We start from the raw sequence: 14,614 nt of genomic DNA, 5'->3' as shown, positions 1-14,614 counted from the left end.
TCAAACGGCCTGCGCAAACACCTCCCCCAACCAATCCACAAACACCCGAACCCGTGGCGACATGTGTTTGTTATGGGGATACAAAACGGAAACCGGCATCGGTGGCGGTGGTGTGTCGGTGAGGATTTCCCGCACCAGCCCTTGGGAAATCAGCGTTTCCATTCGGTAGTGCGGGCACTGGATCAGGCCCAATCCGGCAATCGCCGAGGCTGCATAAATCTGCGCACCGAACACCGACAATGCGCCATCGATTGCCACTTCTTTCAGCTCGCCATCCACCATGAATTGAAACGGAAACAACTTGGCGGTGGTCCGCGAAACGTAGTTCACCGCGCGGTGTTTTTTCAGGTCCTCGAGGTTTTTCGGTTCGCCATATTTGCGCAGGTAGGCAGGGCTGGCGCAGGTGATCTGTCGCAAGTTGGCGACACGTTTACCGATCAGTGCCGAGTCGCCCAAGGTGCCGGCGCGCAACACGCAATCAACGCCTTCTGCGATCAGGTCGACGAAGCGGTCGGCTTCGCTGATGGACAGGTCGATGTCCGGGTAGCGCGCCATGAATTGCGGCAACGCCGGGATCACGAAGTGCTTAGCCAAGGTGCCGTGCAGATCCACTCGCAACCGCCCTTTCGGCGCTACGCTGCGAAATGCCAGTTCGGCCTCTTCCAGTTCCGCCAGCAACTGCACGCAACGCAGGTAATACGCCTCTCCGTCCAGCGTCGGACGGACCTTGCGGGTGCTGCGCTCCAGTAAACGAGTACCGAGCCAGGCTTCGAACTGATTCAGCGTGTGGGTCAGCGTCGCCCGCGGCAGATTCAGGTCATCGGCCGCCAGGGTGAAGCTGCTGCGCTCGTAGATCCGCACGAACACCTTCATCGCTTTGACTTGATCCACGGGTCACTCCTGGCGCTCGATTGTTGGCGATTATTGAACAGTCAAGGCAACTCTCATGCATTTATCGGCCTGAGTAAACATGTGAGTCTGGCTCCACTTCAAACCACTCCAAGGAATCAACGCCATGACTGCTCAAACTTCGAAAGTTGCCATCGTGACCGGCGCCTCCCGCGGCATCGGCGCTGTGATCGCCAGGCAACTGGCCAGCGAAGGTTTCGCCGTCGCCATCAACTACGCCAGCAGCGCCACTGAAGCCTCAAAACTGGTGGTGGAGTTGCGTCAGGCCGGGCATCAGGCCATAGCGGTCAAGGCTGACGTGGCCAATGCCGATGACGTGCGCCGGTTGTTCGACGAGACCGAAGCGCAACTGGGCAAGGTCGATGCGCTGATCAACAACGCCGGCACCCTCAAAGTGATGCCGCTGGCGCAGCACACCGACGAACTGTTCGACCAGACTTTCAACATCCACGCCCGCGGCACCTTCAACACCTTGCGTGAAGCGGCGACGCGTCTGAACAGCGGCGGCCGGATCATCAACTTCTCCAGCAGCACCGTTGGCCTTAACTTGCCGGGCTACGCGGTGTACATCGCCAGCAAAGCGGCTGTGGAATCCCTGACCCAGGTGTTCGCCAAGGAAATGCGCGGGCGCAACATCACCGTCAACGCGGTGGCGCCTGGCCCGGTGGCGACTGAGCTGTTTTTGCACGGCAAGAGCGAAGAGCAAATCCAGACTTTCGCCAAGATGCCTCCACTGGAGCGTTTGGGTCAGCCGGAGGATATTGCTCGCGTTGTGTCGTTTCTGGTGGGGCCGGATTCGGCTTGGGTCAATGGGCAGATTCTGCGGGTGAATGGTGGGTTGGTTTAACTATGCTCGATGTATTGGGGTGAATCAGCAAGGTCGCCTTCGCGGGCAAGCCTCGCTCCTACAAACGCAGTGTCGTTCGACACAAAAATCTGTAGGAGCGAGGCTTGCCCGCGAAGACGACCTCAAAGAGACCACACATCTGAGGGAGAGGAACGCATCATGCACACCACCATCATCATCTTCTTCGGCCTGGTCCTGCTGGCGCTGATGCTGTTCATCGGCGAGAAAATCGGTTTCCCCCGCCAGACCCTGGCCTACAGTTTTGTCGCGCTGTGGCTGGCGTTGACCTTGATCAACGGCGCGGTCGGCATGGTTAACGCCGGCCAGCCGTTGAGCACGGAACTGGTGGTGGGTAGCGCGGTATTCGGCGTACCGGTGGCGGCGCTGGTGTTGTTCATGACGATGAGCACTGACGCCTGACAAGACGTCAGCGCCACCCTTTTCAATCAACGCACCAGGTGCAGGAACTGCATGTGCCGCTCGTACTGGTCGAGGATATCGTTGATGACCTGCTCCTTGGTGTAGCCCACCAGATCGTAATCCTGACTGCCCTCGCGCAAATGCACTTCGGCCCGGTGGTAACGACGGTTGTTGAGTTGCTTGGAACCCATGCCGCCACGGGCGAACGATGGCGTGAAGTACCCGCGCATCTGCACCTGATAGATGAACGGATGCAGTTCGCCGTGACCGATCTCCAGGCTGACGTTGTCATTGGCCGGATCGGGCTGAGTGACCACGTGCAAGCCCTTCTCGACGAACACTGCCGTCACTTCTTCAATCGCCGGGCGCACCGTCGCATCGAGGAAGCGATAGACCTCATCGCGCGACGGGAAATGCACCGCCTGACTCAAGCGCTGACGCCAACCTCCGCGTCGCGAGCCGGACACCGGCGCGAGGGAATGCAGTTGCGCGATCTGCTTCTGCGATTCCAGATAAAACGCCTTGTGCAGCCCCCACATCATCAGCAGCAAAATCAACGAGAACGGCAACGAGGTCAGCACCACCGCTGACTTCAAGGCGTCGATGCTGCCGGAGAACAACAGCGCGCTGGTCACCAACGCCGTCATCGCGCCCCAGAATACTCGCAGCCATTTCGGCCCGTCTTCATCCGGGTTGCCACCCTTGGCGGACAACGTCGACAACACCACAGTGCCGGAGTCGGCGGAGGTCACGAAGAACACGAAGCTGATGAACACCGTGACCGCAATCACGGTTTTGCTCCACGGGTAGGTTTCCAGCAGCAGGTACAGGGTCATCGACGGGTTGTCGATGGCCGACATACCGAGCGCGCTCATGCCGTGGTTGAGGACCTGATCGATGGCGCTGTTGCCGAAGATCGACATCCACGCCAGGGTGAAACCAAGCGGAATCAACAGCACGCCGAAGACGAATTCACGGATGGTCCGGCCCCGGGAAATCCGTGCGATGAACAGGCCCACGAACGGCGACCATGCAATCCACCAGGCCCAGTAGAACACCGTCCAGCCACCCAGCCAGTCGCTCGGTTTGTCATAGGCGTAGAGGTCGAAACTCTTCATCGGCAAGGCGCCGAGGTAATCGCCGATGTTCTGGATCAACGTGTTGAGCAAGTGCTGGGTGGGGCCGGCGAACAACACGAACAGCAGCAGCGCACAGGCCAGCAGCATGTTGATGTCGGACATCACCCGCACGCCTTTATCGACGCCGGACACCGCAACGATGATCGCCGCGCCCATCATCAGCGTGATCAACCCAACCTGAATCCACTGGGTGTGGGCGATGCCGAACAGGTAATCGAGCCCTGAGTTGAGGTGCAAAACACCAAAGCCCATATCGGCGCCGAGGCCGAACACCGTGGCGATGATGCCGAAGCCATCCACCGCGTAACCGATGGGGCCGTTGATGCGCTTGCCGATCAACGGATACAGCGCCGAACGCAGAGCCAGCGGCAGGTTATGTCGATAGGCGAAATAAGCCAGCGCCATGCCGACGAAGGCGAATACGCCCCAACCGTGCAGGCCCCAGTGCAGAAACAGAATCTGCATCGCCTGACGCGCCGCATCCGCCGTACCAGCCTCACCTTGCGGCGGTTGTGCCAGGTGCGTCAGCGGTTCGGACACGCAAAAGAAAAACAGCGTGATGCTGATCCCGGCGGCAAACAGCATGCCGGCCCAGGACAGGTAGCTGAATTCGGGCTCGTCGTGGTCGGCACCGAGCTTGATCTTGCCGTAGCCAGACAAGGCGGTGACCACCACGAAGACCAGATACAGCGTCATCGCGAGCATGTAGTACCAGCCGACCGTATTGGCCGCCCAGTTTTGCGCTTCCAGAAGCCAGGCACCGGCCTGTTCGGGTATCGCCATGACCACAACGGCGAACAACAAAATAAAGGTCGCCGCGAAATAAAACACCGGCGGATTCATGCGGACCTGGCCGCTTGCGGGGGTGGACGATGCACTCATCAAAAGTGCACCTCAAGGGGGTGAAACAGGGCAATCAAAAACGGACTCGGCAAAGGCAAGCCTCCTGTTGTGAGCGGGCAGCAAACCGACGGTTTAACTTGAATGAGCGTTCAAGTTAAACATGGATAGGGGGCTAAGGACTAATCGCAGGGCTCGGCGGTACTTTTCGTACGCTAGCTCAAGGATGGGTATTACGCGGGGTTTGGGGGATTCGTTCAGCGGGAAATTAGCTAAATGCCATTATCCTGGTTCGGCTTGAAACCATTCGCGAGCAAGCCCGCTCCCACATTAGACCGAGGCGCGGGACAGGTACGCGATCTAATGTGGGAGCGGGCTTGCTCGCGAAGGCGGCCGATCAGACAGCGAACATTTTCACAGGCTTACTTTTGTGTCCCATCATCATGCTGCAAATTCGCCTGGCTGAGGTTGCACCCCGCCGGCACACTGCGGGTCAGCCAGACGTTGCCGCCGATGGTCGAGCCCTTGCCGATGGTGATGCGCCCCAGAATCGTCGCGCCGGCATAGATCACCACATCGTCCTCGACGATCGGATGCCGCGGATGGCCCTTTTGCAACTGGCCGTCTTCATCCGCCGGGAAGCGCTTGGCGCCCAGGGTCACCGCTTGATAAATCCGCACGCGCTCGCCAATGATCGCGGTCTCGCCGATCACCACGCCCGTCCCGTGATCGATAAAGAAACTGCGACCGATCTGCGCACCCGGATGGATGTCGATGCCGGTGGCCGAGTGGGCGATTTCCGCGCTGATCCGCGCCAGTAGCGGCAAGCCGGCGCGATACAAATGATGGGCCAGACGATGGTGAATCACCGCCAGAATTCCCGGATAGCAGAGCAACACTTCGTCGACACTGCGAGCCGCCGGGTCGCCGTGATAGGCCGCCAGTACGTCGGTGTCCAGCAGAGTGCGCAGCCCCGGCAAAGCCAGGGCGAAATCCTGAATGATCTGGATGGTTTTGGCCTCGACTTCAGTGTCTGCCTGGGCACTGTGGCGCGCGGCGTAACGCAGTTCGAGCCGCGCCTGAGCCAACAACGCGTTCAATGCCACGTCGAGTGTGTGACCGACGTAGAAGTCTTCACTCTCCTCGCGCAAATCCACCGGGCCCAGACGCATCGGGAACAACGCACCGCACAAGGCTTCGAGAATATCCGCCATGGCCGCTCGGGACGGCAACTCGCGACCGCCCTGCTCGCCGCTGGCACGGCCGTTTTGTGCGCGCCACTGCTCACGCGCCGTACGCAGTTGGCTGACTATGGTCTGCAATTGCCAATGGCTGGAACGCTCGCTCACGGTAAAAACTCCTCACGGGCGGCCGGACTGTCTGGCCGCGTTAACCGCGATTACTTTACGGCAACGGCTTGCAGCCGAATTAAGAACCAATAGTGCTGTACTCAATACTTTTGGCTATAAGCGATTGGCAGTTGCCCCACTAAATACCCGTGCCTATAGTCCTGACATCTTCCTCCGCCAGTACGGACCCATGATCAAACAACAGCTTGCCCGCTTTAACCGCCTCGACCTGCTCGGTCATCCTACGCCCCTGGAAAAACTCGAACGCCTGTCGACCTGGCTGGGCCGCGATGTGTACGTCAAACGCGATGACCTGACGCCATTGGCACTGGGTGGCAACAAGCTACGCAAACTCGAATACCTGGCTGCCGATGCCCTGGCCCAGGGCGCTGATACATTGATCACTGCAGGCGCGATCCAGTCCAACCACGTGCGCCAGACCGCTGCCATTGCAGCCAAGCTTGGCCTGGGCTGCGTGGCCCTGCTGGAAAATCCGCTGGGCACTGACGACAGCAACTATGTCGGCAACGGCAATCGGCTGTTGCTGGACCTGTTCGATGCCAAGGTCGAGCTGGTGGAAAACCTCGACAACGCCGACGAGCAATTGGAAGCGCTGGCCGGGCGTCTGCGCAGTAACGGCAAGAAGCCGTACCTGGTGCCGATTGGTGGCTCGAATGCATTGGGTGCTTTGGGTTATGTCCGTGCAGGCCTGGAACTGGCCGAACAGATCAAGGACACCGGGCTGCAATTCGCCGCCGTGGTGCTGGCGTCCGGCAGTGCTGGCACCCACAGCGGCCTGGCGCTGGCTTTGAGCGAAGCACTGCCGGATTTGCCAGTGATCGGCGTGACTGTTTCCCGTAGCGATGAAGATCAACGACCGAAAGTCCAGGGCCTCGCCGAGCGCACGGCCGAGCTGCTGGGCGTGGGCCTGCCGGCGAATTTCAAAATCGATTTGTGGGACGAATATTTCGGCCCGCGTTATGGCGAGCCGAATGCCGGGACACTGTCGGCGCTGAAGCTGCTGGCGAGCCAGGAAGGGTTGTTGCTGGATCCGGTGTACACCGGCAAGGCCATGGCCGGTTTGCTCGACGGCATTGGGCGCCAGCGCTTCAATGACGGCCCGATCATCTTCCTGCACACCGGTGGGGCGCCGGCGTTGTTTGCCTATACCTCGGTGTTCTGAGAGCGCATCGCGCTCTTCGCGGGCAAGCCTCGCTCCTACGGTTTAACCGCACCCTCCTGTAGGAGCGAGGCTTGCCCGCGAAAGCGATCTCAAATTAATATGCAATTAAGAAATAACAAACTTGATATTTAGTATTTTCGTATCTAAAGGCAACATCATATAGTCGCGCCGCAGGCGAATTTGCAGCAAGACGCATAAGCTGCTTTAGGGCAGGATATCGCAGTCGTTCAAATCCCGAATTTGCCAACTTTCCATAAGCGTCTTCCATAAGAAAACACAGGGGCTTGTCATGAATTTTTCCGCATTACGTCGAAATCTGCTGGTGGGTTCGCTGGGCCTGGCGCTGAGCGCCGGCCTGCTCGGGCAGGCAGTTGCCGGTGAGCAACTGCAAAAAATCAAGGACGCAGGCGTGATCAACGTCGGTCTGGAAGGCACTTATCCACCGTTCAGCTTCGTCGACGAGGCCGGCAAACTGAGCGGCTTCGAAGTCGAGTTCTCCGAAGCCTTGGCCAAAGAGCTGGGCGTGAAGGTCAAACTGCAGCCGACCAAATGGGAAGGCATCCTCGCAGCCCTGGAATCCAAGCGTCTGGACGCGGTGATCAACCAGGTGACCATCACCGAAGAGCGCAAGAAGAAGTACGACTTCTCCACGCCTTACACCGTTTCCGGGATTCAGGCGCTGACCCTGACCAAAAACAAAGACACCATCAAGACCGCCGCCGATCTGGCCGGCAAGAAAGTCGGCGTGGGCTTGGGCACCAACTACGAGCAGTGGGTGAAAGAGAATGTGCCTAAGGCTGAGATCCGCACCTACGAAGATGATCCGACCAAGTTCCAGGATCTGCGCGTTGGCCGCATCGACGCCATTCTGATCGACCGCCTGGCCGCGCTGGAATATGCCAGGAAGGCCAAGGACACTGCCGCCGCTGGCGAAGCGTTCTCCCGCCAGGAAGCCGGTATTGCCCTGCGCAAAGGCGAACCTGAGCTGCTGGCAGCGGTGAACAAAGCCATCGACAAGCTGCGTGCCGACGGTACGCTGAAAAAGCTGTCGGAAAAATACTTCAGCGCTGACGTCACTCAATAATGGGAGAAGCTTTCCAACTTGCGCTGGACTCCGCGCCCTTTCTGCTCAAGGGCGCGTACTACACGGTCATCCTGAGCCTGGGCGGAATGTTCTTCGGCTTGCTCATGGGCTTCGGCCTGGCGTTGATGCGGCTGTCGCGCTTCAAACTGGTGAGCTGGATCGCCCGCATCTACGTGTCGTTCTTTCGCGGCACGCCGTTGCTGGTGCAACTGTTCGTGATCTATTACGGCTTGCCGCAATTGGGCATCGAACTTGATCCATTGCCAGCGGCCCTGATCGGCTTCTCGCTGAACATGGCCGCCTACGCCTGCGAAATCCTGCGTGCCGCCATCAGCTCCATCGAGCGCGGCCAGTGGGAAGCCGCCGCCAGTATCGGCATGACCCGCGCGCAAACCCTGCGCCGGGCCATCCTGCCGCAAGCGGCTCGCACGGCCTTGCCACCCTTGGGCAACAGCTTTATCTCGCTGGTCAAGGACACGGCGCTGGCAGCCACCATTCAGGTGCCGGAGCTGTTCCGTCAGGCACAGCTGATCACCGCTCGCACCTTCGAAATTTTCACCATGTATCTTGCCGCTGCGCTGATCTACTGGGTTCTGGCGACTGTACTGTCGCACCTGCAGAACCAGTTGGAAGCGCGGGTCAATCGGCACGACCAGGAGTCCTGACCCAATGATTGTCGTGGAAAAACTGACAAAGCAGTTCAAGGGTCAGGTGGTGCTCAACGGCATCGATCTGCAGGTGAAGGAAGGCGAGGTGGTGGCGATCATCGGCCCCAGTGGCTCGGGCAAGACCACCTTCCTGCGTTGCCTGAACTTTCTCGAGGAGCCTAGCAGCGGCCGGATCAAGGTCGGCGACATCGAGATCGATGGCAGCCGTCCCCTGAACCAGCAGCAGAGCCTGGTACGGCGCTTGCGCCAGCACGTGGGTTTTGTGTTCCAGAACTTCAACCTGTTCCCCCATCGCACGGCCCTGGAAAACGTGATCGAAGGCCCGTTGGTGGTGAAAAAGATCCCGCGCGCCGAAGCCGTTGCCCTGGGTAAAAAGCTGTTGGCCAAGGTCGGCCTGGCGGGCAAGGAAGACGCTTACCCGCGACGCCTCTCCGGCGGTCAGCAACAACGTGTGGCGATTGCCCGAGCGTTGGCGATGGAACCGGAAGTGATCCTGTTCGATGAACCGACCTCGGCGCTGGACCCGGAACTGGTGGGTGAAGTGCTGGCGACCATCCGCGGCCTGGCCGAGGAGAAACGCACCATGGTGATCGTTACCCACGAAATGGGCTTTGCCCGGGACGTGGCCAACCGTGTGGTGTTTTTCGACAAGGGTGTGATCGTCGAACAAGGCGAAGCCAAGGCACTGTTCGCCAACCCGAAAGAGGAACGGACGAAGCAGTTTCTCAGCAAGTTTCTTAATAACGCTTAGTGCTGCCCCACTCGAAAACTGTCAACTTCCATGGATGGAAGTGGCATTAACTCCGCTTTATAAAAGCAAATAGCATCTTTCAACGACTTACACCCTTCGCCCCACCCTAAATAACTTCCCGGCCTCCCATGCGGTACATATATATGTCCTGCAACAGATTCATATCGCCTAAAATTTATAAAATACCCTGCTACCCACGCTCAGAGGGTTGCTGCCTCAGAGGCATAAAACCCACCAAATACCCCACTTTATTCGACAGAGTGATGCGGTTTATTAACCCTACTGCGTAGGAGCTTTCTGAATCACGCAAGAACTAACCTTTAACCAACCCACGCTATTGACACCTATTCAAACGCACTCTTATCTAGTTCCCAACAGGCAACAGCCATCACACTCATTATTATTTAATCGCGCCAATAGCGAATCGTTTTGTTGCTTGGTAATTCACGCCTTTCGATCTTTCAGAAATGGACTTCGCGGCAAAGCCTCAAGGAGAGAAACCCATGACCAGCACTTCCAACAAACCTGAACTTGCAGCCCCGACCCTGGCGCAAAGCCACAAGGCCGGTATCAACATCACCTCGGCCGCTCATCTTATGATCGACGTGCCACCCTACCCCGGCATGGATGAAGGCGATCTGATCGAGCTGTTTTGGGACAACTGCTATGTCGCCTCCAGCGTGTTGGGGGCCGACCATGACAGTAAAGCCGTGAGCCTGCGGGTGCCGGAAAGCTTCATTGCCAATGGTTCTGCCCGCGTCCATTACAAGGTCATGCAGGTGGGGCAAGGGCCAGCGGTATCACCGGCGGCGCACGTCCAGATCAAACTCGATTGCCCGGGCGGCCTGCCCTCGCCCCTTTGCGATGAGGAAAACCAGAGCCTGGCGCCGGTGTTTATCCCCGAGACTATTCGCCGTCAGGGGGTCAATCCGAACCAGGTCAAGCGCGGTGTCCCGTTGACCATCGAACCGTACCTGAACATGGCCGCCGAAGACGAAATCACCTTGCGCTGGGGCGACGTGCGCATGGACCTGCCCAAGCTCAAGGCTTGCGATGTGGGTCAGCCGATTCAGGTGTGGGTGCCCCCAGCGATCATTGTCGAGGCCGGCGAAGACCTTCGACTGGAAGTGACCTACTGCATTCTTGATCGGGTGGGTAACAACTCGCGGTGGGCACCACCGCGCAGATTGAAGATCGGTTGCGCCAATCCCTATTTGAAGGCCCGGCCAAAGGAGTTACTCATGGCCGCCGAACCCCGCAAACACTGAGATCCATGTAGCAGCCGAACGCAGGCTTCGCCAGCTGCTACAAGGGGCGTGCCAACTCATCTATCGGGTGAGTAACGTACCTTCTATGCATATTCCTAAAAGTTAGTTCATTAATTATTTATACACGTTTATGGTATATACACCGGACCACCGGACATTCGTGTTTTTCGTTCGCCGCAACCCATGCGGCGCTTTCATGAGATGTGAGGTAGGTATGGTCCGGAACACAATCACCCCAGTGCAAATCGCCAGGGCATTGCGTGCAGCCAAGGAGCGGCACTGATGTCCAGTCTGGCAGACGCAGTAATCCAGAGTGATCTGGACATCGCCCCATTGTTGTTGCCCGCGCAGGTCTTGCGCAACGACGCACAAGCCATCAAGGCGGCCCATGAGCTGGCGCAAGTCGCCCGCCTGCAAGCAGCCAAACGTGACCAGCAACGCAAGTTGCCGTGGTCGGAAATCGAGCAGTTCACCCGCAGCGGTCTGGGCAGTATTTCCATCCCGCGAGAATACGGTGGCCCGCAGGTTTCATTCGTCACCCTGGCCTCGGTGTTCGCGATCATTTCCGCGGCCGACCCGGCGTTGGGGCAGATCCCGCAGAACCAGTTCGGGATTCTCAACCTGATCCTCGGCGCCGCCACCGAGTCGCAGAAAAAACAGCTGTTCAAAAGCGTGCTCGAAGGCTGGCGGATCGGTAACGCGGGACCGGAGCGCGGGACCAAAAATACCCTGGAGCTCAAGGCGCGGATCAGCGCCGACGGCGATGGCTTCGTCATCAACGGGCAGAAGTTCTATTCCACCGGCGCGTTGTTCGCCCACTGGGTGGCCGTCAAGGCGCTGAACGACGACGGCAAGCAAGTGCTGGCCTTCGTCCGTCGCGGTACACCCGGGCTGCGCATCGTTGATGACTGGTCGGGTTTCGGCCAGCGCACCACCGCCAGCGGCACCCTTTTGCTCAACAACGTGCGGGTCGACGCCGAGCTGGTGGTGGATAACTGGAAGATCAACGACAGCCCGAATACTCAAGGCGCCGTGTCGCAGCTGATTCAAGCAGCCATCGACGCCGGAATCGCCCGGGGCGCCATCGATGACGCCATCGAATTCGTGCAAAAACGCGCACGGCCGTGGATCGACGCCAAGGTCGACCGGGCCAGCGACGACCTCTATGTGATCGCCGACATCGGCAAGCTGAAAATCGAACTGCACGCCGCCGAAGCGTTGTTGCGCAAGGCCGGGCAAGTACTCGATCAGGTCAACGCCGCGCCGCTCACCGCCGAGTCCGCTGCGCGCGCCTCGATTGCCGTGGCGGAAGCCAAAGTACTGACCACCGAGATCTCGCTGCTGGCCAGCGAAAAACTCTTCGAACTGGCCGGCAGCCGCGCCACCCTCGCCGAATTCAACCTCGACCGCCACTGGCGCAATGCCCGGGTGCACACGCTGCACGACCCGGTGCGCTGGAAGTATCACGCGGTCGGCGCTTACCACCTCAATGGAACCTTGCCTGCGCGGCATTCCTGGATCTGACGACCAGAACCTTTTGACCAGATCCCTGGAGAAACACATGACTCTTTCTCACCACGTCGCGGTCATCACCAGCGATGAGCAAGCCCTGATTGTCGCCAGTGACCTGGCCGATGATTTCAAACGCGACAGCGCCCTGCGCGACCGCGAGCGTCGTTTGCCGTACCCGGAACTGGAAGTGTTTTCCCGTTCGGGTCTTTGGGGCATCAGCGTGCCAAAGGAATACGGTGGCGCCGGGGTTTCCAACGTCACCCTGGCCAAGGTCATCGCGTTGATCGCCCAGGCCGACGGCTCTCTCGGACAAATCCCGCAGAACCATTTCTATGCCCTTGAAGTGCTGCGCGTAAACGGCACCGATGAGCAGAAAAAACGCCTGTACGCAGAAGTGTTGGCCGGCCAGCGCTTCGGCAATGCACTCGCGGAACTGGGCACCAAAACCGCCCATGATCGCGTCACCAGCCTGACTCGCGATGGCGACGGCTACCGCATCAACGGCCGCAAGTTCTACGCCACCGGCGCGATTTACGCCCAGCGCATCCCCACGTCAGTGGTGGACGAAAACGGCGTGCAGCAATTGGCCTTCGTCCCGCGCAACAGCAAAGGCCTGACGGTGATCGACGACTGGAGCGGTTTCGGCCAGCGCACCACCGGCAGCGGTTCGGTGGTGTTCGAGGACGTCTACGTCGCCGCCGAGGATGTGATCCCGTTTCAAAGCGCTTTCGAACGCCCGACCACCGTCGGCCCGTTGGCGCAGATTCTCCATGCCGCCATCGACACTGGCATCGCCCGCGCCGCGTATGAAGATGCGCTGCATTTTGTGCGCACCAAGACCCGGCCGTGGATCGACGCCACTCATGAAAAAGCCACCGAAGACCCGCTGACAATCAAGAGCTTCGGCCACTTGAGTATCCGTCTGCACGCCACCGAAGCCCTGCTGGAACGCTCCGGCGAATTCCTCGATCAGGCCCAGGCCGACCCCAATGCCGAGACCGTCGCCGCCGCATCGATTGCCGTTGCCGAAGCCCGGGCCATCAGCACCGAAATTTCCCTCTCCGCCGGCAGCACGCTGTTCGAACTGGCGGGCAGCCAGGCGACCCTGGCGGAACACGGCCTGGATCGCCACTGGCGCAATGCCCGGGTGCACACCCTGCACGACCCGGTGCGCTGGAAATATCACGCCATCGGCAATTACTACCTCAACGATGAAAACCCTCCATTGCGAGGGACCATTTGATGGCTGGTGCCAAAAAGAAAATCCTGCTCAACGCGTTCAACATGAACTGCATCGGGCATATCAACCATGGCCTGTGGACCCATCCACGGGACAATTCCACCCAATACAAAACCATCGAGTACTGGACTGAACTGGCTCAGTTGCTGGAACGCGGACTGTTCGACGGTTTGTTCATCGCCGACATCGTCGGCGTGTACGACGTCTATCAAAACTCGGTGGACGTGCCGCTCAAAGAGTCGATCCAGTTGCCGGTCAACGACCCGCTGCTGCTGGTCTCGGCCATGGCAGCGGTCACCAGAAACCTCGGCTTCGGCCTCACTGCCAACCTGACCTACGAGCCGCCGTATCTGTTCGCCCGGCGTATGTCGACGCTTGATCATTTGAGCCGTGGGCGGGTCGGCTGGAACATCGTCACCGGCTACCTCGACAGCGCCGCCAAGGCCATGGGCCTGAGCGAACAGGTGGAACACGACCGCCGCTACGACCAGGCCGACGAGTACCTGCAAGTGCTCTACAAACTCTGGGAAGGCAGCTGGGAAAACGGCGCGGTGCTCAACGACCGCGAACAGCGGATCTACGCCTTACCTGCGAAAGTGCACAAGATCGAGCACAAGGGCGAGTTCTATCAGGTCGAGGGCTATCACCTCTGCGAACCGTCGCCGCAACGCACGCCGGTGCTGTTCCAGGCCGGCAGCTCCGATCGCGGTTTGCTGTTCGCCGGCCGGCATGCCGAGTGCGTGTTCATCAGCGGTCAGAACAAACCGGCGACCCGGGTTCAGGTGGACAAGGTTCGCGCCAGCGCCGTCGAAGCCGGGCGCAATCCCTGGGACATCAAGGTGTTCATGGGCTTGAACGTGATCGTTGGCGAGACAGAAGAGCTGGCCTGGGCCAAGCACGCCGAGTACCTGAGCTACGCCAGTGCCGAGGCAGGTGTGGCGCACTTTTCGGCGTCCACCGGGATCGATTTTTCCGAGTACGAACTCGACGAACCGATCCAGTACGTGAAGAGCAACGCCATCCAGTCCGCCACCAAGAACCTGCAAAACAACGACTGGACCCGCCGCAAACTGCTGGAACAACACGCCCTCGGTGGCCGCTACATCACCGTGGTCGGCTCGCCTGAGCAGGTGGCCGATGAACTGGAGTCGTGGATCGCCGAAACCGGTCTGGATGGCTTCAACCTGACGCGAATTGTCACGCCGGAAAGCTATGTGGATTTCATTGAACTGGTGATTCCGGAGTTGCAGCGCAGAGGGTCGTACAAGACCGCTTACGACGACGGCAGCCTGCGGGAAAAGCTGTTTCACGGCCAAGCGCATTTGCCTGAGCAACACACAGGCGCCGGTTACCGGCGCTAAAAGCTTCGCGAGCAAGCCCGCTCCCACATTAGATCTGTGGTGA

Annotated in this window: 13 protein-coding genes; 10 read left to right on the top strand and 3 right to left on the bottom strand. The window is 59.4% G+C overall.

Annotated features, from left to right (window positions below; genetic code table 11):
• Positions 1-891: a LysR family transcriptional regulator gene (locus KW837_RS14960; protein ID WP_218396873.1), complete on the bottom strand. Its 891-nt coding sequence runs from the start codon at positions 889-891 to the stop codon at positions 1-3.
• A 124-nt stretch (positions 892-1,015) separates the two neighbouring features.
• Here KW837_RS14960 and KW837_RS14955 point away from each other — a divergent pair, with 124 nt between their 5' ends.
• Both KW837_RS14955 and KW837_RS14950 read left to right on the top strand, forming a co-directional pair.
• Positions 1,016-1,756: an SDR family oxidoreductase gene (locus KW837_RS14955; protein WP_218396871.1), complete on the top strand. Its 741-nt coding sequence runs from the start codon at positions 1,016-1,018 to the stop codon at positions 1,754-1,756.
• A 159-nt stretch (positions 1,757-1,915) separates the two neighbouring features.
• A complete protein-coding gene (locus KW837_RS14950; protein WP_218396869.1) occupies positions 1,916-2,176 on the top strand; it encodes a hypothetical protein in 261 nt (86 codons plus the stop codon).
• Positions 2,177-2,202: 26 nt separating this feature from the next.
• On the opposite strand, the gene betT is transcribed toward KW837_RS14950, so the two are convergent.
• On the bottom strand, positions 2,203-4,158 hold the full coding sequence (gene betT / locus KW837_RS14945) for a choline transporter BetT (RefSeq protein ID WP_218397391.1): 1,956 nt from the start codon (positions 4,156-4,158) through the stop codon (positions 2,203-2,205).
• Positions 4,159-4,577: 419 nt separating this feature from the next.
• On the bottom strand, positions 4,578-5,504 hold the full coding sequence (gene epsC, locus KW837_RS14940; RefSeq protein ID WP_192346547.1) for a serine O-acetyltransferase EpsC: 927 nt from the start codon (positions 5,502-5,504) through the stop codon (positions 4,578-4,580).
• Positions 5,505-5,694: 190 nt separating this feature from the next.
• On the opposite strand from epsC, the gene KW837_RS14935 reads away from it, so the two are divergent.
• From KW837_RS14935 to KW837_RS14900, 8 genes are all read left to right on the top strand, one after another.
• Positions 5,695-6,687: a D-cysteine desulfhydrase gene (locus KW837_RS14935; protein ID WP_218396867.1), complete on the top strand. Its 993-nt coding sequence runs from the start codon at positions 5,695-5,697 to the stop codon at positions 6,685-6,687.
• Positions 6,688-6,976: 289 nt separating this feature from the next.
• The gene (gene tcyJ, locus KW837_RS14930; protein ID WP_218396865.1) at positions 6,977-7,771 is read left to right on the top strand and encodes a cystine ABC transporter substrate-binding protein; all 795 of its coding nucleotides are present in this window, start codon (positions 6,977-6,979) and stop codon (positions 7,769-7,771) included.
• Positions 7,771-8,436 carry a cystine ABC transporter permease gene (tcyL, locus tag KW837_RS14925; protein WP_007903115.1) on the top strand — a complete coding sequence of 222 codons (666 nt, stop codon included), beginning with the start codon at positions 7,771-7,773 and terminating at the stop codon, positions 8,434-8,436. The genes tcyJ and tcyL overlap by 1 nt, the downstream gene beginning before the upstream one ends.
• A gap of 4 nt (positions 8,437-8,440) precedes the next feature.
• Positions 8,441-9,190, top strand: a complete 750-nt coding sequence (gene tcyN, locus KW837_RS14920) for an L-cystine ABC transporter ATP-binding protein TcyN (protein WP_008068688.1) — start codon at positions 8,441-8,443, stop codon at positions 9,188-9,190.
• A gap of 503 nt (positions 9,191-9,693) precedes the next feature.
• A complete protein-coding gene (locus KW837_RS14915) occupies positions 9,694-10,458 on the top strand; it encodes a hypothetical protein (RefSeq protein ID WP_218396863.1) in 765 nt (254 codons plus the stop codon).
• A 282-nt stretch (positions 10,459-10,740) separates the two neighbouring features.
• Positions 10,741-11,982, top strand: coding sequence for an SfnB family sulfur acquisition oxidoreductase (locus KW837_RS14910; RefSeq protein WP_218396861.1), 1,242 nt, complete (start codon positions 10,741-10,743; stop codon positions 11,980-11,982).
• Positions 11,983-12,019: 37 nt separating this feature from the next.
• Positions 12,020-13,213: an SfnB family sulfur acquisition oxidoreductase gene (locus KW837_RS14905; protein ID WP_218396859.1), complete on the top strand. Its 1,194-nt coding sequence runs from the start codon at positions 12,020-12,022 to the stop codon at positions 13,211-13,213.
• Complete coding sequence (locus KW837_RS14900) at positions 13,213-14,571, top strand: LLM class flavin-dependent oxidoreductase (protein WP_218396857.1); 1,359 nt, start codon at positions 13,213-13,215, stop codon at positions 14,569-14,571. The genes KW837_RS14905 and KW837_RS14900 overlap by 1 nt, the downstream gene beginning before the upstream one ends.
• The last annotated feature ends 43 nt before the right edge of the window (positions 14,572-14,614 follow it).

This window comes from Pseudomonas sp. PDM24 (genome assembly GCF_019218905.1).
Taxonomy (GTDB): domain Bacteria; phylum Pseudomonadota; class Gammaproteobacteria; order Pseudomonadales; family Pseudomonadaceae; genus Aquipseudomonas.
The sequence above is the reverse complement of the archived record's forward strand: the minus strand, read 5'-3'. Positions and strand labels throughout refer to the sequence as shown.